This window comes from Rhizobium sp. P38BS-XIX, assembly GCF_012641435.1.
GTDB lineage: Bacteria > Pseudomonadota > Alphaproteobacteria > Rhizobiales > Rhizobiaceae > Rhizobium.
Genome location: NZ_JABAIJ010000001.1, coordinates 1,183,679 through 1,203,569 on the forward strand (window position 1 = coordinate 1,183,679; position 19,891 = coordinate 1,203,569).

Annotated in this window: 24 protein-coding genes; 13 read left to right on the forward strand and 11 right to left on the reverse strand. The window is 59.1% G+C overall.

Annotation, left to right across the window (positions count from 1 at the left end):
• Positions 1-23 precede the first annotated feature (23 nt).
• The 7 genes from HGP17_RS05725 (at position 24) to HGP17_RS05755 (ending at position 4,682) form a co-directional block, all read left to right on the forward strand.
• Positions 24-836 carry an ABC transporter permease gene (locus tag HGP17_RS05725; protein ID WP_168806724.1) on the forward strand — a complete coding sequence of 271 codons (813 nt, stop codon included), beginning with the start codon at positions 24-26 and terminating at the stop codon, positions 834-836.
• Entirely contained in the window at positions 833-1,663 is an 831-nt protein-coding gene (locus HGP17_RS05730; RefSeq protein WP_168806726.1) for an ABC transporter permease, read from the forward strand. The genes HGP17_RS05725 and HGP17_RS05730 overlap by 4 nt, the downstream gene beginning before the upstream one ends.
• 184 nt (positions 1,664-1,847) lie before the next feature.
• Positions 1,848-2,114 (forward strand): aspartate-semialdehyde dehydrogenase, encoded by a 267-nt coding sequence (locus tag HGP17_RS05735; protein ID WP_168806728.1) that lies wholly within the window; start codon positions 1,848-1,850, stop codon positions 2,112-2,114.
• A gap of 115 nt (positions 2,115-2,229) precedes the next feature.
• The gene (locus HGP17_RS05740) at positions 2,230-3,054 is read left to right on the forward strand and encodes a class I SAM-dependent methyltransferase (protein ID WP_168806730.1); all 825 of its coding nucleotides are present in this window, start codon (positions 2,230-2,232) and stop codon (positions 3,052-3,054) included.
• 125 nt (positions 3,055-3,179) lie between these two features.
• A complete protein-coding gene (locus tag HGP17_RS05745; protein WP_168806732.1) occupies positions 3,180-3,872 on the forward strand; it encodes a glutathione S-transferase family protein in 693 nt (230 codons plus the stop codon).
• A complete protein-coding gene (locus HGP17_RS05750; RefSeq protein ID WP_168806734.1) occupies positions 3,865-4,209 on the forward strand; it encodes a metalloregulator ArsR/SmtB family transcription factor in 345 nt (114 codons plus the stop codon). Before HGP17_RS05745 ends, HGP17_RS05750 begins: the two co-directional genes overlap by 8 nt.
• Positions 4,206-4,682 (forward strand): SRPBCC family protein, encoded by a 477-nt coding sequence (locus tag HGP17_RS05755; protein WP_168806736.1) that lies wholly within the window; start codon positions 4,206-4,208, stop codon positions 4,680-4,682. The genes HGP17_RS05750 and HGP17_RS05755 overlap by 4 nt, the downstream gene beginning before the upstream one ends.
• Here HGP17_RS05755 and HGP17_RS05760 read toward each other — a convergent pair.
• From HGP17_RS05760 to HGP17_RS05775, 4 genes are all read right to left on the reverse strand, one after another.
• Positions 4,679-5,479 (reverse strand): ATP-binding cassette domain-containing protein, encoded by an 801-nt coding sequence (locus HGP17_RS05760; RefSeq protein WP_168806738.1) that lies wholly within the window; start codon positions 5,477-5,479, stop codon positions 4,679-4,681. The genes HGP17_RS05755 and HGP17_RS05760 overlap by 4 nt on opposite strands.
• Before the next feature lie 10 nt (positions 5,480-5,489).
• Positions 5,490-6,248, reverse strand: a complete 759-nt coding sequence (gene ssuC / locus HGP17_RS05765; RefSeq protein ID WP_246703987.1) for an aliphatic sulfonate ABC transporter permease SsuC — start codon at positions 6,246-6,248, stop codon at positions 5,490-5,492.
• Positions 6,249-6,347: 99 nt separating this feature from the next.
• Positions 6,348-7,523 (reverse strand): FMNH2-dependent alkanesulfonate monooxygenase, encoded by a 1,176-nt coding sequence (gene ssuD / locus HGP17_RS05770; protein ID WP_168806742.1) that lies wholly within the window; start codon positions 7,521-7,523, stop codon positions 6,348-6,350.
• A 193-nt stretch (positions 7,524-7,716) separates the two neighbouring features.
• On the reverse strand, positions 7,717-8,685 hold the full coding sequence (locus HGP17_RS05775) for an aliphatic sulfonate ABC transporter substrate-binding protein (protein ID WP_168806744.1): 969 nt from the start codon (positions 8,683-8,685) through the stop codon (positions 7,717-7,719).
• A gap of 150 nt (positions 8,686-8,835) precedes the next feature.
• Here HGP17_RS05775 and HGP17_RS05780 point away from each other — a divergent pair, with 150 nt between their 5' ends.
• Complete coding sequence (locus HGP17_RS05780; RefSeq protein ID WP_281412746.1) at positions 8,836-9,819, forward strand: NAD(P)-dependent oxidoreductase; 984 nt, start codon at positions 8,836-8,838, stop codon at positions 9,817-9,819.
• Positions 9,820-9,880: 61 nt separating this feature from the next.
• Here HGP17_RS05780 and HGP17_RS05785 read toward each other — a convergent pair whose 3' ends face one another.
• The 3 genes from HGP17_RS05785 to HGP17_RS05795 all read right to left on the reverse strand — a co-directional run bounded on the left by HGP17_RS05785 (position 9,881) and on the right by HGP17_RS05795 (position 11,641).
• Positions 9,881-10,369: an Lrp/AsnC family transcriptional regulator gene (locus HGP17_RS05785; protein WP_047632975.1), complete on the reverse strand. Its 489-nt coding sequence runs from the start codon at positions 10,367-10,369 to the stop codon at positions 9,881-9,883.
• Between the two features lie 67 nt (positions 10,370-10,436).
• Positions 10,437-11,066: a uracil-DNA glycosylase family protein gene (locus HGP17_RS05790; RefSeq protein ID WP_168806748.1), complete on the reverse strand. Its 630-nt coding sequence runs from the start codon at positions 11,064-11,066 to the stop codon at positions 10,437-10,439.
• Complete coding sequence (locus HGP17_RS05795; RefSeq protein ID WP_168806750.1) at positions 11,066-11,641, reverse strand: thermonuclease family protein; 576 nt, start codon at positions 11,639-11,641, stop codon at positions 11,066-11,068. Before HGP17_RS05795 ends, HGP17_RS05790 begins: the two co-directional genes overlap by 1 nt.
• A gap of 123 nt (positions 11,642-11,764) precedes the next feature.
• On the opposite strand from HGP17_RS05795, the gene HGP17_RS05800 reads away from it, so the two are divergent.
• Positions 11,765-13,294, forward strand: a complete 1,530-nt coding sequence (locus HGP17_RS05800; RefSeq protein ID WP_168806752.1) for a HAMP domain-containing sensor histidine kinase — start codon at positions 11,765-11,767, stop codon at positions 13,292-13,294.
• Positions 13,295-13,311: 17 nt separating this feature from the next.
• Here HGP17_RS05800 and HGP17_RS05805 read toward each other — a convergent pair whose 3' ends face one another.
• Entirely contained in the window at positions 13,312-13,704 is a 393-nt protein-coding gene (locus tag HGP17_RS05805) for a diacylglycerol kinase (protein WP_168806754.1), read from the reverse strand.
• 277 nt (positions 13,705-13,981) lie between these two features.
• Positions 13,982-14,998 (reverse strand): nicotinate-nucleotide--dimethylbenzimidazole phosphoribosyltransferase, encoded by a 1,017-nt coding sequence (cobT, locus tag HGP17_RS05810; RefSeq protein ID WP_168806757.1) that lies wholly within the window; start codon positions 14,996-14,998, stop codon positions 13,982-13,984.
• A 129-nt stretch (positions 14,999-15,127) separates the two neighbouring features.
• Here cobT and HGP17_RS05815 point away from each other — a divergent pair, with 129 nt between their 5' ends.
• From HGP17_RS05815 to HGP17_RS05830, 4 genes are all read left to right on the forward strand, one after another.
• Complete coding sequence (locus HGP17_RS05815) at positions 15,128-15,904, forward strand: adenosylcobinamide-GDP ribazoletransferase (RefSeq protein WP_168806759.1); 777 nt, start codon at positions 15,128-15,130, stop codon at positions 15,902-15,904.
• 19 nt (positions 15,905-15,923) lie between these two features.
• Entirely contained in the window at positions 15,924-16,145 is a 222-nt protein-coding gene (locus HGP17_RS05820; RefSeq protein ID WP_168806761.1) for a DUF1289 domain-containing protein, read from the forward strand.
• A complete protein-coding gene (locus tag HGP17_RS05825; protein WP_168806763.1) occupies positions 16,142-16,843 on the forward strand; it encodes a TIGR02281 family clan AA aspartic protease in 702 nt (233 codons plus the stop codon). The genes HGP17_RS05820 and HGP17_RS05825 overlap by 4 nt, the downstream gene beginning before the upstream one ends.
• Before the next feature lie 102 nt (positions 16,844-16,945).
• The gene (locus tag HGP17_RS05830) at positions 16,946-17,851 is read left to right on the forward strand and encodes an EamA family transporter (RefSeq protein WP_168806764.1); all 906 of its coding nucleotides are present in this window, start codon (positions 16,946-16,948) and stop codon (positions 17,849-17,851) included.
• Between the two features lie 14 nt (positions 17,852-17,865).
• On the opposite strand, the gene HGP17_RS05835 is transcribed toward HGP17_RS05830, so the two are convergent.
• Positions 17,866-18,393, reverse strand: a complete 528-nt coding sequence (locus tag HGP17_RS05835) for a GNAT family N-acetyltransferase (protein ID WP_168808116.1) — start codon at positions 18,391-18,393, stop codon at positions 17,866-17,868.
• The gene (locus HGP17_RS05840) at positions 18,393-19,724 is read right to left on the reverse strand and encodes a Mur ligase family protein (RefSeq protein WP_246703954.1); all 1,332 of its coding nucleotides are present in this window, start codon (positions 19,722-19,724) and stop codon (positions 18,393-18,395) included. Before HGP17_RS05840 ends, HGP17_RS05835 begins: the two co-directional genes overlap by 1 nt.
• Between the last annotated feature and the right edge of the window lie 167 nt (positions 19,725-19,891).

Sequence of the window (19,891 nt, forward strand, 5' to 3'; positions counted from 1 at the left end):
AAAGCCGCTAGGGGAAATACAGCATGAGCGGACTGTTTTCCGCCCTTGGTTCCTTGTGGACCTGGTTGAGTACGATTTTTGATCCATTGTGTGGTCCGGCCGGACTGTTCACCGTGTACAGCATGTTCAATCCGAACACGATGCTCGCCTGCGGCGACACGGGCTGGGGCGATGAATTGGCGGGTGGCCTCAAGATCACCATCGCCGTTTCGGTTCTGACCTTGCCGCTCGGCGTCATCATCGGTTTCTTTGTCGCGCTGGCGCAGCAGTCCGAGGAAAAATCCCTGCGGCTTGCCGCCGGCGTGTTCACGACGATCTTCCGCGGCCTGCCGGAGCTATTGACGCTCTTTATCATCTACTACGGCATGCAGATCCTGCTGCAGTCGCTGCTTGCCAAGTTCGGCTATGACGGCCCTATCGAGATCAATGCGTTCGCAGCAGGCATGTGCGCCCTGGCCATCGTGTTCTCAGCCTACTGCTCGGAAGTGCTTCTTTCGGCGTTCAAGGCGATACCGAAGGGCCAGTATGAGGCCGGCGATGCCCTGGGCTTCCATCGCGCCCGTACCATGCGGCTCATCATCGTGCCGCAACTGGTTCGCATCTCCCTGCCGAACCTCGGAAATCTCTGGATGAACCTGTTGAAGGACACATCCTACGTGTCGATCATCGGTCTTGCCGACATTATCAGGCAGACGGGGATTGCCGTGCGCGCCACCAAGGCGCCCTTCACCTTCTACTCAATTGCTTGCCTGTTCTATCTGACCTTGGCCGTCATCTCTTCGATCGGCCTGTTCTATCTCGATCGATGGGCCAAACGTGCGGAGGTTCGTCGATGAGCCATGCCGAAGCTCTGATTGCGGCGCGGCCTGCGCCGCCCAAGACAGCCAGAAGGCTCTCCAAATCCCGCATCGTCGGATACTTCTTCCTGACGCTGTGGATCATTCTCGGCATCTCGCTGCTCGCGATGATCGTAACGAACTGGGATCTCAACAAGCTGGATACCTACGGGCCTCGGCTTCTCAACGGTCTCTGGATCACGGTCAAGCTCGTCGCATTGTCATTTCTCTTGGGCGCGGTCCTCTCGATCCCACTCGCATTCGCGCGCATGTCGAGCAACAAGATCCTGAGCACCCTGACCTATTGTTACGTCTATCTGTTCCGCGGCACGCCGCTGCTGGCGCAGATTTTCATGGTCTATTACGGCTTTCCGAGCTTCCGTTGGGTTTTTGAATACATCGGCATGTGGTGGTTCTTCAAGGATCCGTTCTACTGCGGCGTATTTGCCATGACGCTGAACACCGCAGCCTATCAGACCGAAATCGTTCGAGGCGCCATCCAGAGCGTACCGAGCGGCCAGAGGGAAGCGGCGAGCTCTCTCGGAATCCACACCTGGATCGCCTTCCGCAAGATCATCATTCCTCAGGCGCTCATCGTTGCGCTGCGCCCCTACGGCAACGAGATCATCCTGCTGATCAAGAGTTCTGCCACGGTCTCTATCATCACGGTCTACGATCTGATGGGCGAGACGCGCTACGCGTTTTCGCGCACCTATGACTACCAGATCTACCTCTGGGCCGCGATCTTCTACCTGGTGATCGTCGAGCTGATGAGAAATGGTTGGGCGCGGATGGAAGGCCATTTGACCCGACATCTGAAACGGTGAGCCCGAAGAGGCGGCCCATCGGCGCCGCCTCTGGCAGCACTCGCATCAATACGCTGCTAACATTTTGATTTACCGTAATAATTTCCATATATGACAGTTTTGTAAAGCTTGCGTTTACCATGAGCTGTTTCCATATTCTTGTGACCATGAGTCACGAAAAAATGGGAACGAAAGTGAAAAGCTCATGCACGAAGACATGCAAAAGCAGTTGCAGGGTTATGGGTTGACGACGGCGCAGATCCTCTATCGCCTGCCTGACCATCCGCAGTTTCTCCAGACGTATATCTGGCAGGACTACGACCTTGCGCCGAATTTCCCGGAGATGCGCGGTTTCCTGAAATTCTGGCAGGAAACACTCGATGGCCCGCTGCATTCGGTCCGCTACATTCACCGCAAACTCATATCTGCCGGTGAGTGGCGAGCGCTGAAGGGCGAGTTTATTCTGCATTAATTTCGCCACAGGCAGCCTCGGACATCGCAGCCGCAGGCCCTCCTTTGACGCAAGCATTGCAAAAGCCGCTCAAGCGCCTTAATGCCTGCGGGACAAACGGAAGGGCTGCTGATCCATGGCAAAGAAGAAGATCGACGAAGACGCGCTGGCGGAAGCGTACAACCGCGCCCTGGCGCTGGAAAAAGCCGGCGATGTCGATGCCGCCGTAAAAGCCTATGAAGAGGTGCTCGCTCTCGATCCCGAAGATCATGGCGGCGCAGCCGTGCGGATCGCCTCGATGGGGCGCGGCGAAATCCCGTCAAAGGCCCCCGACGCCTATGTCGAGACGCTGTTTGACCAGCACGCCGAGGTTTTTGAGGACGTTCTCGTCGAGCAGCTCGGCTATCATGTTCCCGTGCTGGTACGCCAACGCCTGCAGACGCTTGGCCTCGGTCCCTTCAAACGCATGCTCGATCTCGGCTGCGGCACGGGTCTGACGGGAAGCACGCTGCGGGATGTCGTCGAGGATATTACCGGCATCGACATCTCCGAGAACATGGTCGAAATCGCCCATGAGAAGGAGGTCTATGAAACGCTGTTCGTGGCCGAGGTCGAAGATTTTCTCGAAGACAACGATGAAGAGCCCTTCGATCTGATCACGGCAACAGACGTCCTGCCCTACCTCGGCGCGCTGGAGCCGCTCTTCTTCGGTGCTGCGGAAAACATGACGGCCGGCGGTCTCTTCATCTTTTCCTCCGAGACCCTGCCCGAAGCCACCATGGCCGGCCGCCCTTATATGGTCGGACCTCACCAGCGCTTTGCTCACGCCGACACCTACATGCGCGAGCGGCTGACGTCGACCGGCTTCGAGCTGATCGAGATCACCGACATCAACGTTCGCATGGAAGAAGGCCAGCCAACGCCGGGCCATCTCATCATCGCACGCCGCCTCGCCGATTGATCCAACAAACAAAAGCTAGATAGTTATCCAAAAGGGTAACTATCTTCTTGCGCGACGCGCCGCGAGCTGTTACTTAGCCAATCAGGTAAGTTTCAGCTCGCACCTAACTATGGGAAGGTCGTCGCATGTCCCTTATTCTTTACAATCATCCCCTCGCCTCGTTCTGCCATAAGGTGCTGATGGCGCTTTATGAAAATGAGACGCCTTTCGAAAATCTTGTGATCGATCTCGGCAGCGCGGAGTCGCGTGCCTCTTTGACGCGCCTTTGGCCTATCACCAAGTTTCCCGTGCTGCGCGATGAAGCGCTCGATAGCACCGTGCCGGAAACGAGCATCATCATCGAATATCTCGACCAGCACTATCCCGGCACCACACCGCTTTTGCCGCCGGATCCGACTGACGCGCTCTGTGTCCGCCTTTGGGATCGCTTCTTCGATCAATACGTTCAGGATCCGATGCAGAAAATCGTCGCGGATGTTAACCAGGCAGAAAAAGACCGGAGCCCGAAAAATGTCGCAGACGCTCAGGCGCTGTTGCGCACGGCCTACGGCATGATCGAGAAACAACTGGAAGGAAAGCTTTGGATTACCGGCGATAGCCTGACCATGGCAGATTGCGCCGCGGCGCCGGCATTGTTCTATGCCGAAACCCTCGTCCCCTTCGGCGAGGAGCATGCCAAGCTGAAGGCATACTATCGGCGGCTGATCGAGCGTCCGTCCTTCGCCCGCGTCCTGAAGGAAGCCGAGCCCTACTTCCACATGTACCCATACAGTGACAGACTACCCGAACAATTCAGACCGGAAAAGCCAAATGCCTGAGGAGCCGCAGACGCTTGATCGCATGTTCCAGGCCCTTTCCGATCAAAGCCGACGCGGCATGATTGATCGGCTGGGCCGCGGACCGGCCTCCGTCACGGAATTGGCACAGCCGCTCGACATGGCGCTGCCGACCGTGATGAAGCATCTGCATGTGCTGGAGACAAGCGGATTGGTGCTGTCGGAAAAAGCCGGCCGAGTGCGCACCTACCATCTTCGCAAGGAGGCTTTGGCTGATGTAGAGCGGTGGATTGCCGAGCGCAAGGCATCCTGGAACAAGGCCTTCGACCGGCTCGACCTTTTTCTGGCTGACACATCGACGGAGACGACAGGCGAATGACCGCACGATCGACCGAGCATACGACCATCACCATCGAGCGCCATTTCAAGGCGCCGCTGCCGCGCGTTTTCAGCGCTTGGGCGATACCGGAGCAGAAGCAGCAATGGTTTGGCTACCATGGGGACTGGAAACAGCTGGATTTCCAGCTCGATTTCCGCACCGGCGGCAGCGAAAGCAATCGTGTCGCTTCGAGCGACGGTGTCGTTCACGCCTATCAGGCGCGCTATATCGACGTCGTTCAGAACGAGCGCTTCATATACGCCTTCGACATGATGCTCGACAGCAAGCGCATTTCCGTATCGCTGGCGACAGTCAATTTCATACCGACATCGGACGGCACGAAGATGATCTTTACCGAGCAGGTCGTCTTCCTTGATGGCTATAGCGACAACGGCTCGCGATTGATGGGGACTGAGATCGGCTTCGACAATCTCAGGCTCTATGTCGAGGCAGACGACGCCAAGCCGAATTAGGTCCGCGCCTCGCCGAGGATCGCCGCGAGAAGCCGGCCCTCAAGTTCGGCCAGTGCCGGATTACCGTGACGGCGCGGATATGGATGGGGAATGGCGAGATCAAGCACGATCCGCCCCTCGTCCAGCACCACGACCCGATTGGCCAGATGCACGGCTTCGCTGACATCATGGGTCACGAGCACTGCGGTGAAGCCGAGTTCCCGCCAGACGCGGTTCAGCAGTTCCTGCATGCTGATCCGCGTCAGGGCATCGAGCGCTCCCAGCGGCTCATCGAGCGCGAGAACACCGGGCTTGCTGACGAGCGCACGCGCCAGCGCCACGCGCTGCTTCTGTCCACCGGAAAGATTGGAGGGCCACTCGCCGGCCTTCTCGGCAAGCTGCACCTCGGAGAGAACCGCAGCAGTCTCCTTGTGCAATAGATCTTGCGATACGCCTTCGCCCAAACCGACCGCGACATTGTCTGCCACCGAAAGCCAGGGCAAAAGGCGCGGCTCCTGAAACACGATGCGCGTATTGGGTTGCGTGTCGCTGCCGTTAGCCGCCTCGAAGCGCATATGCCCGGCGCTCGGCTCTTCCAACCCCATCAGAATGCGCAGCAGCGTGCTCTTGCCGCAGCCGCTCTTACCGATGACGGCCACAAACTGGCCTGCCGGAATGTCGAGATCGATGCCGCGCAGAACGCGATTGTTCCCAAAGCTCTTCTCCAGCCCCTTGATATGGATGGCAGCGGCGCCGGCCGTCTGCTCAGCCGCATTTGCCGGGGCTTGCCGGGGTCGATCGAGTAGGTTGACGCTCATGACAAGCTCCTCAATTCTGATAGGCCGGGTTCCAGCGCAACGCCCTGCGTTCGATGGTTCGCGCGACGACATCGGCAAGCTTGCCCAGAATGGCGTAGATGACGAGCGTCAGAACAACGACATCGGTCATGCCGAACTCGCGGGCATTGTTGGCCATGTAGCCGATACCCGACGATGCCGCGATGGATTCGGCGACGATTAGCGTCAGCCACATGATGCCGAGGGCAAAGCGCAGCCCGACCAGAATGGATGGAAGCGCGCCGGGAAAGATAACCTTTCGAAACAGCGTCCAATTGCTCATCCCGTAGACGCGCCCCATCTCGATCAGGCCGCGATCGACATTGCGAACGCCGTGATAGGTGTTGAGGTAGATCGGGAAAAGCACGCCCAACGCCGTCAGGAACAGCTTCGATTCCTCGCCGATCCCGAACCAGAGAATGACGAGCGGCACCATGGCAAGATGCGGAATGGTACGCAGCATCTGAAGAGTCGTATCGGTCAGTTGCTCAGATATCCGCGAAACGCCGTTGGCAATGCCGAGCAGAAAGCCGATCGAACCGCCGACGATCAGACCGGCAAACGCACGTCCGGCGCTGACCAGAATATTATTCGGCAATTGCCCTGAGATGGTGGTTTGCCAGAAGGCGACCACCACCGCAGCCGGCGATGGCATGATGCGGGTGGAGATCCATCCAAGCGACGAGCCGAGCTGCCACGTCGCAATGACGATGATCGGCAACAGGAATGGCCGCAGCCGATCGAACGACATAGCCTGCCTTGCCGCCCTCGCCTGGCGAGACCGGCTCTCGGCGCCGATGCGTATGAAGGAAGTATCGAATGCCGACATGAGGATCTCCTGCAGGGATGGTTACGAGCCGGAAACGACCTTCAGATTGCCGCCATGGCTGCCGCCGGCGAAAATCTGCTTGGCGCCGAACTCGTTGCGGAAGCCGGCCCGTTGCTCCTCGCGGCTCAACCCGAGCTCCGGGAAGAGAAGCTCGGCGACGCGGTAGGCTTCCTCCAGATGCGGATAGCCCGACCCGATCACGGTTTCGATGCCGATCTCCTGATATTCCCGCAGCCTTGCGGCCACTGTCTTCGGCGAACCGACGAGCGCAGTCCCTGCACCGGCGCGCACCAGGCCGACGCCGGCCCAGAGATTCGGTGAGACCTCGAGCTTGTCGCGACGACCGCCATGCAGGGCCGCCATTCGCTTCTGGCCGACGGAATCCGACTGCTTGACGAACTGCTCCTGCGCCTCGCGGATCGTCTCGTCATCGAGTTTGGAAATCAGCTTATCAGCCGCCGCCCATGCCTCTTCATCCGTCTCGCGGACAATGAAATGCAGACGGATACCGAAGCTGACTTCACGGCCGCGCTTGGCGGCGGCAGCCCGTACCTTCTCGACCTTCTCGGCAACCTGAGCCGGCGGCTCACCCCATGTCAGGTATTTGTCGACGCGGCCGACGGAGAATTCGATGCCGGCATCCGAGGAGCCGCCGAAATAGAGCGGAGGACGCGGCGCCTGTATGGGCGGCAGACCAAGCCGAGCGTTGGTCGCCTTGATATATTTGCCCTCAAACGTCGAGGATCCCTTCTCGAGCAACTCTTCCCAAACATGGAAGAACTCATCCGCATGGGCATAGCGCTCATCATGCTCCAGATGGATGCCGTCGCCCGCCAGCTCCGCCGGGCTCCCGCCCACGACGATGTTCAAGAGCACGCGGCCGTTGGAAACGCGGTCGAGCGTCGATGCAAGACGGGCGTAGTAGGCAGGCGATGCCGTGCCGGGACGGATAGCGACCAGGAACTTCAATTTCTGCGTATGAGCCGAAAGAGCCGCCGCCGTCACGAAGGACTCCTCGCAGGAGACACCCGTCGGCAAGAGCACGCCGGAATAGCCGAGCCTGTCGACGGCCTGGGCAATCTGCTGGAGATAACCGATCTCCGGCCCCCGATTGAGATCGGTCGTGCCGAGATAGGTGCCGTCGCCGGAGGTCGGAATGAACCACAGGAAGTCGATGGGTTTAGCGGTCGCGGTCATGAGGTTTGCCTGCCTTGTGCGTGCACGCGGTCGGGAGCCAATTCCCGATGCTTCAGATCAAATACTGACATAGGCTATCGATTATATCGACAATACAGATTTTCTATTGCCTGATGTCCGGTGGAATATTTTTGCCGAGTTGCGCCAGCCGATAGTGTTCACGAGCGGCCGACCGGCATTCGCCGAAAGTTCGTCAGCTCGCCTTCGGCCGCCAGACAATATCCGTGACCGTCAACTTCCTAGGCACAATGCCGAGGCTATAGAATTCATCGGCCAGCCCCTGCTGATAAGCGATCGCGGCGTCCGTGATGGTCGACACGCCACCGAGATCGGCACCTGGCCGTGTCAGCGTAACGCGCGTCACAGCTGCGGGAACACCGGTAATTTCGGACAATGCGGTGACGGTATCGTCGATGTTCGCTTGCGCGGCAGCACCGACCTTGGCCAATTCGTCAATCACATCGACGATAACCTGCGGATTGGCTTTCGTGAAATCGCCGTTCGCCAGAAAGTAGCTGAAAGAGTCGACGATCCCGCGTGCCGTTGTCAGAATGCGGGTATCCCGATCTGCCTCGGCAATGGCAAGATAAGGATCCCAGATCGACCAGGCATCAATGGCACCCGTCTTGAAAGCAGCCGAAGCATCCGGCGGCGCAAGGTCGAGTGGCTGGACATCATCGACCGTCAGGCCGCCTTTGCGCAGTGCCTTGACGGTGACGTTGTGCGCGCTGGAACCACGCTTGAAGGCCACCTTCTTTCCCTTGAGGTCCGCGAGCGTCTGGATCGGAGAATCCTTGCGCACGAGAATGGCGGAGCTTTCGGGACTGCCGGTATAGAGACCGACATAAAGCAGATTGCCATTGGCCGCCTGCGCAAAGAGCGGCGGCACATCGCCCGTGGCACCGAAATCGAGTGCACCAGCGCCCAGCGCTTCGAGAAGCGGCGGTCCCGAGGTGAACTGGGACCATTCGACCGAGATGCCACGATCGGAAAGCCGCTTTTCAAGCGCGCCCTTGCGTTTGGCCAAGGCGAGCACACCGTTCTTCTGCCAGCCGATGCGAAGGGTCGTCGCTGCGGCGGCACGCTCCGGCCGGATAGAAGGCAACGCGAAGGCAGCTGCCGTTGCGCCAAGAAGGCCGAGTGTCTGTCTGCGCGAAATCATCGAAGATCCCCTCGTGAAGCCTGGGCCTGCACCGCCGGCTCGTTGTCAATGATTGAAGGATCGCAAATCCATAGATTATATCGACAAAGGATATTATGAAGTTTTGCCAATATGACGAAATTCGGTTTCGATTTATCCAGTGTTTTGGAAATGGAATTTCACGACATATGCCATGGTGACAAGTTGGCCAAGAGATCGGCCTTTCGCCCCCTTTGCCTTTCCGCTAAGCCTTCGAAACACATTCGGTCAGGGAGTTATGATATGGCAAAGGTTGCGTTCATCGGCATGGGCGTCATGGGTTATCCCATGGCAGGGCATCTCAAGGTCAAAGGCGGCCACGACGTGACCGTTTATAACCGCACCGTCGCCAAGGCCGAGGCTTGGGCCAAGCAATTCGACGGGAAATTTGCCCCTACCCCCGCCCAGGCTGCCGAAGGCGCGGATTTCGTTTTCACATGCGTCGGCAACGATGATGACCTGCGCTCGGTGACGACAGGCAAGGACGGCGTGCTTTCAGCGATGAAGGCCGGTTCCATCCTGATCGACAACACCACAGCCAGCGCCGAAGTCGCCCGCGAACTTCACGCCGCCGCCAAGGAAAAAAGCATAGAGTTTATCGACGCCCCTGTCTCCGGCGGCCAGGCCGGCGCAGAAAACGGCGTATTGACCGTCATGTGTGGCGGCGACGAAGCCGTGTTCGAAACTGCGCGCCCCGTTATCGACGCCTACGCTCGCATGGTTGGCCTGATGGGATCGGCCGGCGCCGGCCAATTGACCAAGATGATCAACCAGATCTGCATTGCCGGCGTCGTTCAAGGCCTCGCCGAAGGCATTCATTTCGGCAAACAGGCCGGACTTGATATCGAGAAGGTCGTTGACGTTATTTCCAAGGGCGCCGCCGGTTCCTGGCAGATGGAAAACCGCCACAAGACCATGAATGCCGGCAAATACGATTTTGGTTTTGCCGTCGACTGGATGCGCAAGGATCTTGGCATCGTGCTTGCTGAAGCCCGCCGCAATGAAGCGAAACTGCCGCTGACGGCACTCGTCGACCAATTCTATGGTGATGTGCAGGCGATGGGCGGCAATCGGTGGGATACATCATCCCTGCTCGCGCGCCTCGACAAGAAGTAAACAAATAAAAAGCGCTCAGCCGATATCGAATTCGGCTGAGCGCCAGCGTGAAAGACCCTGTTCAGTCGTCGTTGGACTTCGCATTCTCCAGCAGCATGTAATCCAGCGGCAATTCCGTCGAATACTTGATCTGCTCCATCGCGAAAGCCGAAGAGACGTCGCGGATTTCGATCTTGGCGATCATCCGCTTGTAGAAGGCGTCGTAAGCCGCGATATCCGGAACGACCACACGCAGCAGATAATCGACATCGCCGCTCATGCGGTAGAATTCGACCACTTCCGGAAAATCGGCGATGACTTCAGAAAAGCGCTTCAGCCATTCGATCGAGTGGCTGTTGGTGCGGATGGACACGAAAACGGTGACTTTCGTGTTGACCTTCTCGGGATCAAGCAGGGCCACGCGACGGCGAATGACGCCATCCTCTTCCATCTTCTGGATACGGCGCCAGCACGGTGTCGTCGACAGCCCGACCTTCTTGGCGAGGTCGGCCACGGCCAGAGTGGAGTCCTCCTGCAACAGACGCAGGATTTTGCGGTCAAGACGATCCATTTAAAGCATCCCTTCGAATTATATTCTCTCTATAGCTCATTTTAAGCAGGAGAAAAGAAACTTTTTCTCAAGATAGCAGGGTTTTCACACGATGTTGCAAAACGGGCAGCAATTCTGCTTCGAACCAGGGATGGCGTTTCAACCAGCCGCTGTTGCGCCAACTCGGATGTGGCAGGGGCAAAATCGCCGGCGATCGGTTGGTCAGGAGATAACGGCGCCATTCCGCAACCGTCTCCGTCATCGACGACATTCGCTCCGCGCCCATATGCCAGGCTTGCGCATATTGGCCGATGGTAAGAATGAGCTCGATCTGCGGCATCGCGTCCATGGCTCGCTGACGCCAGAGGGGCGCGCATTCCTTCCGTGGCGGCAGGTCGCTGCCGGCAGCATCATAGCCCGGAAAGCAAAAGCCCATCGGCAGCATGGCGAAATGATCGGGATTATAGAAACTCTCGCGATCGACGTTCAGCCATTGGCGGAGGCGATCGCCGGAAGCATCGTTGAAGGGAAGCCCGCTTTCATGAACGCGAAGACCCGGCGCCTGCCCCGCGATGAGAATCCGTGCCGTCGAAGACAGCGTAGCGACCGGGCGCGGTTCGTGCGGCAGCCGATGCGCCTCTCCTCTCGCCGGCGCATCACGACAGAGGCGACAGCCGGCAATCTGCGAGCTCAGCATCTGCAACGCATCATCCTGCATTACTCCGCGCTCCATCCGGCAAGTCGTCCCAAATAGTCGACCAGACCCTTTATCAGATCGCCGTTTTCGGATCGTTGCATACGCTCCTCGCGCCTGTAATCACTCGGTCGCGCGAAATCACCGGCCCACACGCCCGCTTTTTTCTGACGTGCGATGCGCTCTTCGGCGACATAGCGGCCATAGGCCACGGCCATGCCCTCGCGCACCATCCTGGCATTGACATCGATATCGCCCAGCACGCAAGTCACCAGCAGGCGACCGTAACGATCACGGTCTTGTCCCCGACATTCCGGCGTTCCGCCATTAATAATTGCGACAAGGGTTTCGCGCGCCTTCGCGCCGCAAGCCCAATCGACGCCATCACGCCGACATTGCTGCCGATATTCCGGCGCATCGATGCCTTTCAGTCTGAAACGCTCACCGTTGGAAGAAAGCGTATCGCCGTCGATAACGTAAAAACCGCCTAATTGAACGAGTTCCGGGCAGTTATTCATCTTTAGCGCGAGTAGAGCAAGAATGGCAAGCAACGCGAAGGTGGTCGCGCCGTCACGGAAAAGGCGGCCTGACCGCATCACGTTCTTGCCTCCTTTCGAAACAAATCCTTGGCGAAGATGGCAAACAAATCATTTCGCTGCAGCATCTTCTTAAGAATTGGCCGGTAGTCTGTAACCTCAGGCAGATCAAGTTTCAACGAAACCATGAGAACCGGCGTCAGCACATCGACAGATAAAAACATCGTCGACCGCTCGCACAGTCACCGTAACCGGGCTGTGTCGAAGGCGGTGCGGCAGACGCGTGAGCGCCTGCAGACCGGCCATAGCAGCAATTTCGATCGTGAACTCATGATCATGCACGTCGAAACGATGCTGCAGGGTGCAGCCGTCGTGCCGATCTTCGCCGTCATCGTCGCCGCACTCGGCGTCTATCTGACGCGCGATGCGCAGATTTTCCTCTGGACCATTCCGATCCTGTCGGCCCATGCGCTCAACATGCTGCTTGGCAGACGCGCAAAGAAGCAGGACATGACTCTGGAAAGTGCCAGAAAATGGCGCCAGATCCTGCTGCTCGGACAATTGCTGACAGGGCTTTGCTGGGCGATATTCGCCATGCAAAGCTGCTCGACCTGCGGCGGCGACAGTTTCAGCCTCTATAAGGGCACCGCCCTGCTCGTCGCGATCTGTATCACCGCCGTATCGAGCTTCATGCTGCCGCGCGCCGTTCCCTTCTGCTTTGCGCCGGCGACGGTCGCCCTTGCTGTTACGGCAGCTGTCACCCGCAGACCCGCCGATATCGCGCTGATCGCAGCCATCTCTTTCGCCGTGATCTTCTTTACCTTCATCGCCAACAGGATGTTCCAATCCAATCTGAAAATCCTTTCCTTCCAATCGGAAAAGGACGACCTGATTGCGGAATTGGAGGTCGCGAACTCGATGTCCGACGAAGCTCGCCGGCGGGCTGAAGATGCAAACCTCGCCAAGTCCCGCTTCCTCGCGTCCATGTCGCATGAGTTGCGAACGCCGCTCAACGCCATCCTCGGCTTCTCCGAAGTCATGTCGTCAGAGGTGATGGGCCCACTGAACAATCCAACCTATCGCGAATATACGACGGATATCCATCGGTCCGGACAGCATCTGCTGAACCTGATCAACGAGATCCTCGATCTCTCACGCATCGAGGCCGGCAAGTACGAACTGAACGAGGAAGCGATCTCGCTCATTGATATCGCCGAGGATTGCATCGGTATGGTTCAGCTGCGCGCGCGTGGAAAGAATATCTCCATTTCCTCGCAGATCGAGCCTCAGTTGCCGACCGTCTGGGCCGACGAGAAATCGATGCGCCAGGTCATCCTCAATCTTCTCTCGAATGCCGTCAAATTCACGCCGCAAGGTGGCGAGATCAGCATCAAGGTCGGCTGGACAGCTGGCGGCGGCGAATATGTTGCCATCAAGGACAACGGCCCAGGTATTCCGGAAGACGAAATTCCGGTCGTCCTGTCGACGTTCGGCCAGGGTTCGATCGCCATCAAGAGTGCAGAACAGGGCACCGGTCTCGGCCTGCCGATCGTGCAGGCCATTCTTGCCAAGCATGATGGCCAGTTCGTGCTGAAATCGAAGCTGCGCGAAGGGACCGAAGTTATCGCCATCCTCCCGGCCAAGCGCGTGTTGCAGAGCCTGCCTGCGGTGGAAGACGCGCCGCTTGCCGGACGGCGCAAGAGAAGCTTCGCCTGAAATACGGCTGAAGCCTCTTACCGAAACAGCAGATGGCTGCCGACCACGTAAATCATGTAGATGCCGGCTGCGACGAGCATGCAAAACACCGCAAAGGAACCGAGATCCTTGGCATGCTTGCCGACATTGGAAATCTCGGGTGAAATCCGGTCGATAACCTCTTCCACGGCAGTGTTCATGGCCTCGATGGCAAAGACACCCAGGAAAAGCACCAGCCCGATAACGATCTCACCAATAGTGGCGCCGACCACGATCAGAATGATCAACGCGATGGCGGCAAAGAAAAGCTCCTGCCGGAACGCGGATTCCTGAAGCAATCGCAGAAAGCCACCCCAGGAATAGCTGGCGGCTGCAAAGAAATGCCGGATACCGGTTTCCTTGGTGATGCCAGGTTTCGAAAATTCGGCCATTCCCGTTCCGCCCGTAATGTCCCGATTGTATTTCCAAGCGCGTCGCGATCTCCAGGATTCGCTTGCGCTTCAATTTTGCGCACGCCGTTATCGCAAAACCGCTGAACACATTTGCGCGACATGCTTTAGACGCTTTGCGAATACCGCCTCGCCGGACACGAAGCAAGCGGACACTTCCGACGCGCCCTCTAAAATCATTACAGATTTATGACGCGGACCGATACTTCCACAGGAAAAACGGCAGCGGGATGCATATCGTCTCCCGCTGCCTTTTTCATCAATGCTTGTTGGTGACGCCGGCGCTTTCGAAGGTCGCCATGCCGGAATGGCAAGCGGCTGCAGCCTTGACGATACCAGCAGCAAGCGCCGCGCCAGTGCCCTCTCCAAGCCGCATGCCAAGCGCCAGGAGCGGCGTCTTGCCGAGCTTTTCGATCGACCTCAAATGCCCGGGTTCAGCGGAAACGTGGCCGATAAGGCAGTGGTCCAGCGCCGAGGGATTGGCAGCCTTCAGGATGGAAGCGGCAGCCGTTGCCACATAACCGTCGATGATGACTGGAATGCGCTCCATGCGCGCGGCCAGAATGGCGCCGGCCATGGCCGCGATTTCGCGGCCGCCGAGACGACGCAGGATTTCGAGGGGATCGGAAAGATGATCGCGGTGCAAGGCGACAGCCTTTTCGACGGCGGCAACCTTGCGCCGCAGCATCTCGCCTTCGGAGCCCGTGCCGGGACCGACCCAGTCTTCAGCCTTGCCACCATAAAGCGCGTAGTGAATGGCAGCCGCAATGGTGGTGTTGCCGATGCCCATTTCGCCGATGCACAACAGATCCGTGCCGCCAGCGATCGCTTCCATGCCAAAGGCCATCGTCGCGGCGCAGTCACGTTCGCTCAGCGCCGGTTCCTCGGTGATGTCGGCCGTCGGAAAATCGAGCGCGAGATCGAACACCTTCAGACCGAGATCGTAGGCGACGCAAATCTGGTTGATCGCAGCCCCGCCTGCCGCAAAGTTCTCGACCATCTGCTGCGTGACGGATGGTGGAAACGGCGTAATGCCCTGCTTGGTGACGCCATGATTACCGGCAAAAATCGCCACCAGCGGCCGGGTAACGGCAGGCGCGCGACCGGTCCAGGCGGCGAGCCAGAAGGCAATCTCTTCGAGGCGACCGAGCGCGCCGGGCGGCTTGGTGAGCTGAGCATCGCGTTCACGGGCTGCGACAAGCGCACGGGCGTCCGGTCCAGGAAGGTCGCGCAGCAGCGTGCGGAAATCGTCGAATGGCAGGCCGGTTACGCTCATGAATGCCGTTCCTTGTCTTTTGGTCTCAAATCAGGTTCTTTGCGGTGCGACTCTATTAGTCTTCGGAATCGGTGCGAACAACTCCAAAAGCGCCCGATGCTGTCGCTTGGATGGCGAGGAGAAGAAGAAATGCGGGAATATATGCGCGATATCGCGCGCGCAGTCGCCTTTTTAAGCCGCATTCCCGTGTCGCCCTCGTTCTTTGCAGGCTATGATGGCAAGCTCGGGCCCGTTTCGCGCGCCTTTCCGCTGGCCGGCCTGTTGATTGCCGCACCGGGCGCGGCAGCCTTCGGGCTCTTGCTGGCGCTGCATGCCGATCCATTGATGGCGGCGCTTCTGGCGCTGACGGTTCAAACGGTTTCAACGGGCGCCCTGCACGAAGACGGGCTCAGCGATACGGCAGATGGATTAGGCGGCGGCAAGGATCGCGAGCGCGCGCTCGCCATCATGAAAGACAGCCGCATCGGAACTTACGGTGCGGCCGCATTGATCCTGTCCTTTGGCCTGCGCGCTGCAGCCATGGCTGCCATTGCCCGTCACGCGGCACCGATCGATGCGACGATCGCGATGCTCGCCGTCGCCGTTCTCAGCCGCGGGGCGATGGTCTGGCACTGGCATGTGCTGCCATCGGCAAAGCCGGATGGCGTTGCAGCTTCAGCAGGTCAACCGGATGGCGACGCCATGCAGGTAGCGCTGATCACGACGCTGGTTCTTGTCACTCTTCTGATCTGGTCGAGTCTGGGCATTTCTTCGCTGATTTCCTCCCTGCTGGTCGCCGCCCTTGCGACCTTTTTCGTAAATAGACACGTGCGCCAGAGGCTGTCGGGTCATACCGGCGACACCATCGGCGCGACGCAGCAGATTTGCGAAATCGCGTCGCTCTGTACCCTTGCCATGTGCGTTTGAAGCCTCGATATATGATCTCATGCTAACACCCTGCATTCTTGTCTGTTCTATCGATATCAACACCGGATATTGTTTCGGTTGCGGCCGCACGTCGGCCGAAATCGGAGCATGGATGAGCTATAGCGACGAGGAGCGCCGCCAGATCATGGCCGCACTCCCGGAGCGCCTGACCACGGTCGAGCGCAAGCCACGCAGGGAAACCCGCCGGCAACGGATGGCAAGGGAGCGCAACGCCGTATGAACCGCCTGAACATCGTTCTCGCCATTCTCGGCATCGGTCTCGCACTGCTCATCTTCAATAACAATAACGGCACTACCTTCGGCATGGAAAACGACGATTTTGCGCGGATCGTTTATCTCCTGCCGATTGCTCTGATGATGAGCGCGGCCGTTTGGGCAAGCCGTCATACCGTCAGCCAATCGATCCGCAATCTCCTGATCTGGTTCGTGATCATCATGGCGCTTGCAACCGTCTATGTTTATCGCGGCGACGCCCAGCAGGTCGGAAACCGTCTCTTCGCAGGTTTGGTGCCGGGCCATGCCGTCGTCGTGACCACCAGCGAAGGCGGACAGGAGGTGATCCTGCACAAGCGCGCGAACGGCCATTTCGAGGCGGAAGTCATGATCAACGGCCAGCCGATCGATATGCTGATCGACACCGGCGCCAGCACCATAGCGCTATCGCAGGAGGATGCTGCACGCGTCGGCATCATTCCGGAAAATCTCACCTATTCGATGACCGTCTTGACTGCGAACGGCCGTGCGCAAGCAGCCCCGGTGGAACTCGGCACAGTCGCGATCGGTCCCATCAAGCGCCGGAATGTCAAGGCAAGCGTGGCGGAGGCGGGACGACTGGACCAGAGCCTGCTCGGCATGAGCTTCCTCGAAACCCTGGGGTCGTTGCAGATGCAGACGGACGAGCTTCGGCTTCGGGACTGACGGCATGCAGCCGAACTCGATAGTTCGTCGGGGACCGAAGCATGCTGCGGTCCTTTCACTCTAAAAGACGGCAGACACGAACCGCAATATGAGTGAAACGCCATGGCGCCCGCAAAAGCCAACATAACGACGGAACTGCTGCTTCTCCTTGCCCTCGCCACTTGCTGGGGCGCGTCTTATACCTTCATCCGCGTTGGCGTTTCCACCATTCCGCCGATCACGCTGATCGCCGCCCGCACCTTGATCGCCGGCGGTGTCCTGTTGGCGATCATCCGCTGGCGCGGCCTCAGCCTGCCGCGGGATTCAGCTACCTGGAAGCGCTTTCTCATTCAGTCATGTCTCAACAGTGCCATTCCCTTCACGCTCATCGCATGGGCGGAGCAGACCGTCGATGCGGGCCTTGCGACGATCCTGAACTCCACAACGCCGATCTTCACCTTTTTGATCGCCGCGTTCCTGCTTCGCAGCGAATCGCTGACCGGGCGCAAGCTTTTCGGCGTGATCGCGGGCATGGCGGGGATTTGCCTGATCATCGGTCTCGATGCGCTCAACGGAATGGGCCGGCAGCTGGCGCCGCAGCTCGCTGTCGTCGCGGCATCGGTCTGTTACGCCTGCGCGGCTCTCTTCGGCCGGAATTTCAAAGGCCTGGATCCGATGATGCCCGCAGCAGGCTCGCTGCTCTGCGGTGCCGCCCTGCTGATCCCCGCGAGCCTCGTCTTCGAACATCCCTGGCAAGTCGCCCCATCAGCGGCTTCGGTTTTCGCATTGCTCGGCCTCTCGGTCGTTTCCACCGCACTGGCCTTCAGCATCTACTTCCGGCTTATACAGACATTGGGCTCGGTCGGCACCACGGCGCAGGCCTATCTTCGTGTCCCGATCGGCGTCGGCATCGGTGTCGCCTTCCTTGGCGAGCCCCTTTCACCGACGGCAGCCATCGGCCTTGTCTGTGTCGTCGTCGGAGTGATGGCAATGACGATTGCGCCACGCAAGCGGGCGACAGCAGGCTGAGATACATTGCCGGCTCAGAGAAGCACTGACAGATCGTCCCACGCGAAAATAAGATTGTCGGAACGCCATAACGGTCCCGGGTCGACATAGCGGCCGACCAATTGGCCCCCGAGGGCTTTATAGAAGGCAATCGCCGGCTCGTTGCCGACGACAACGCCAAGGCCGACAGACGAGTATCCCATCGACGCAAATTCGCGCGCCATCTCACGCATCAACCGCCGACCAAGCCCTTGCCGCTTGATAGAGGCGTCCACATAGAGCGACTTGATCTCGCCGCGCCCTCCGAATGCCGGCTCTGAGGATGCGCCGATTGCGCCAATGCCGACCAGCCGGTCGCCCTGTCGGGCCAAAAGAATGCGCTGATCCCGGCGAGGATTGGCAAACATATCCGCCCATCGCGCCCGGCGATATTCTTCATCCAGCGCCTCGTAGACATCGGCCGGCGCCAGATCGCGATATGTGTCACACCAGATGACGCGGTGCAGCCTGGCAATATCAGTGATATCCTCGACACGAGCAGGCCCGATCGTGATGCATGTCATCACGCGTTATTTCCGAGGATGCTGCCGCGCAGCGCGCCGACGAGATATAGCGATCCGGTAACAAGCAGCCAGCCGCCGGTTTCGGCAACCGCGGAAACAGCACGCTCCAGTGCCTTGTGCGGCTCCGGCTCTGCTTCACAGGCCAAGCCCATGGACCGCCCGAGCGCCGCCATATCCTGAGCCGCATGGGCGCGCCCGGAGCCGGATGCCTCCGTAAACACTGCATACGAGACATAATGCGAAAGCACCTCGATAAAGCCCGGGGCATCCTTGTCGGACGCCAGAGCCACGATGGCGACGCAATCGCCGCTGACGGTGTTCGACCGCGTAATATCGCGCAGGACAGCTTCGATATTAAATGGCACATGCGCGCCGTCCATGACCATGGGGACTGCTTTTCGGCCGGACTGCAAAGCGGACGGCAGCACGTAGTCGAAGCGCTCCATGCGGCCGGGTAGACGTGCCTTTTCGATCACCTCAGGTTCAAGCAGCTGCGCGCCGATCGGCTGGCCTTGCGCACCACCTTGGAGCACGCTTTCGCCTTGCCGACCGAGATGATCAAAGACGAGCCCCACCAGCGCCAGATTGGTGTCGGCGATTGTCGCATCCACCGGAAGGTCGGTGCGATACACCTTGCAACCCAGTTCGTCGGCACGCTGCTGCACGACACGCCCTGCCGCATCGTCAGCGGCAAGCGTGGTGACCAGCATGGCACCAGGCTTCAATATGCCGACTTTCTCGCGAGCTATCGCTTCGCGCGTGCTCCCGAGAATTTCCGTATGCTCCAGCCCGATATTGGTGACGACGGCGACTTCGCCGAAGACAACATTCGTCGAATCCAGTCGGCCCCCAAGGCCGACCTCGACCACGACCCAGTTCAATCCGGCATTGTAGAATACGACGAAAGCAGCAGCTGTGATGACGTCGAACCACGTCGCGTCTTCGCCGGCCGTTGCTGCCTGCTTCGCACTCTCGTAACTGTCCAGAACCTGCATGATCGCTATGGCAAGAGCATCGTCCTCGACCTCGCGACCGAGAACACTGACGCGTTCGTTCACATGGTCGACATGCGGCGATGTATAACGGCCGACCTTCCAGCCGGCGTGCAACAAACCGGCTTCGATCAGTGCGCTGACAGACCCCTTGCCCTTTGTGCCTGCAACGTGAATGGCGCGGAAGCTCCGATGCGGGTTGCCCAGCCGCTGCATGAGGTCCAGCATCGGCTCAAGGCCCACCCGCATCTCCCCGCGCGGCTTGCGCTCCCAATTTGTCAGCGCATCGAGGCGAGAGAGTGCGTGAGAGAGCGATTGGCTGGGATGGGACTGGGACATGATGGACCTTCGGCAGACTTTGAGGCGGCAAGATTCGAGCGCGCGCCGCGGGGTGGCATAGCACCTCTCGCAAGTCTACGCCCGCTGTTCTTGCGACATCGTGTCGAGATCGGTGAGTTTCATGCGGCGGCGAGCGCCGCAACGCCCTGAAACTTGCCGGAAAGATC

What these genes read in the sequence shown, in the direction of transcription:
- HGP17_RS05725 (WP_168806724.1), top strand. Translation starts at nt 24, where the DNA reads ATGAGCGGACTGTTTTCCGCCCTTGGTTCCTTGTGGACCTGGTTGAGT.
- HGP17_RS05730 (WP_168806726.1), top strand. Translation starts at nt 833, where the DNA reads ATGAGCCATGCCGAAGCTCTGATTGCGGCGCGGCCTGCGCCGCCCAAG.
- HGP17_RS05735 (WP_168806728.1), top strand. Translation starts at nt 1,848, where the DNA reads ATGCACGAAGACATGCAAAAGCAGTTGCAGGGTTATGGGTTGACGACG.
- HGP17_RS05740 (WP_168806730.1), top strand. Translation starts at nt 2,230, where the DNA reads ATGGCAAAGAAGAAGATCGACGAAGACGCGCTGGCGGAAGCGTACAAC.
- HGP17_RS05745 (WP_168806732.1), top strand. Translation starts at nt 3,180, where the DNA reads ATGTCCCTTATTCTTTACAATCATCCCCTCGCCTCGTTCTGCCATAAG.
- HGP17_RS05750 (WP_168806734.1), top strand. Translation starts at nt 3,865, where the DNA reads ATGCCTGAGGAGCCGCAGACGCTTGATCGCATGTTCCAGGCCCTTTCC.
- HGP17_RS05755 (WP_168806736.1), top strand. Translation starts at nt 4,206, where the DNA reads ATGACCGCACGATCGACCGAGCATACGACCATCACCATCGAGCGCCAT.
- HGP17_RS05760 (WP_168806738.1), bottom strand. Translation starts at nt 5,479, where the DNA reads ATGAGCGTCAACCTACTCGATCGACCCCGGCAAGCCCCGGCAAATGCG.
- ssuC (WP_246703987.1), bottom strand. Translation starts at nt 6,248, where the DNA reads ATGTCGTTCGATCGGCTGCGGCCATTCCTGTTGCCGATCATCGTCATT.
- ssuD (WP_168806742.1), bottom strand. Translation starts at nt 7,523, where the DNA reads ATGACCGCGACCGCTAAACCCATCGACTTCCTGTGGTTCATTCCGACC.
- HGP17_RS05775 (WP_168806744.1), bottom strand. Translation starts at nt 8,685, where the DNA reads ATGATTTCGCGCAGACAGACACTCGGCCTTCTTGGCGCAACGGCAGCT.
- HGP17_RS05780 (WP_281412746.1), top strand. Translation starts at nt 8,836, where the DNA reads ATGGAATTTCACGACATATGCCATGGTGACAAGTTGGCCAAGAGATCG.
- HGP17_RS05785 (WP_047632975.1), bottom strand. Translation starts at nt 10,369, where the DNA reads ATGGATCGTCTTGACCGCAAAATCCTGCGTCTGTTGCAGGAGGACTCC.
- HGP17_RS05790 (WP_168806748.1), bottom strand. Translation starts at nt 11,066, where the DNA reads ATGCAGGATGATGCGTTGCAGATGCTGAGCTCGCAGATTGCCGGCTGT.
- HGP17_RS05800 (WP_168806752.1), top strand. Translation starts at nt 11,765, where the DNA reads ATGAGAACCGGCGTCAGCACATCGACAGATAAAAACATCGTCGACCGC.
- HGP17_RS05805 (WP_168806754.1), bottom strand. Translation starts at nt 13,704, where the DNA reads ATGGCCGAATTTTCGAAACCTGGCATCACCAAGGAAACCGGTATCCGG.
- cobT (WP_168806757.1), bottom strand. Translation starts at nt 14,998, where the DNA reads ATGAGCGTAACCGGCCTGCCATTCGACGATTTCCGCACGCTGCTGCGC.
- HGP17_RS05815 (WP_168806759.1), top strand. Translation starts at nt 15,128, where the DNA reads ATGCGGGAATATATGCGCGATATCGCGCGCGCAGTCGCCTTTTTAAGC.
- HGP17_RS05820 (WP_168806761.1), top strand. Translation starts at nt 15,924, where the DNA reads ATGCTAACACCCTGCATTCTTGTCTGTTCTATCGATATCAACACCGGA.
- HGP17_RS05825 (WP_168806763.1), top strand. Translation starts at nt 16,142, where the DNA reads ATGAACCGCCTGAACATCGTTCTCGCCATTCTCGGCATCGGTCTCGCA.
- HGP17_RS05830 (WP_168806764.1), top strand. Translation starts at nt 16,946, where the DNA reads ATGGCGCCCGCAAAAGCCAACATAACGACGGAACTGCTGCTTCTCCTT.
- HGP17_RS05835 (WP_168808116.1), bottom strand. Translation starts at nt 18,393, where the DNA reads ATGACATGCATCACGATCGGGCCTGCTCGTGTCGAGGATATCACTGAT.
- HGP17_RS05840 (WP_246703954.1), bottom strand. Translation starts at nt 19,724, where the DNA reads ATGTCCCAGTCCCATCCCAGCCAATCGCTCTCTCACGCACTCTCTCGC.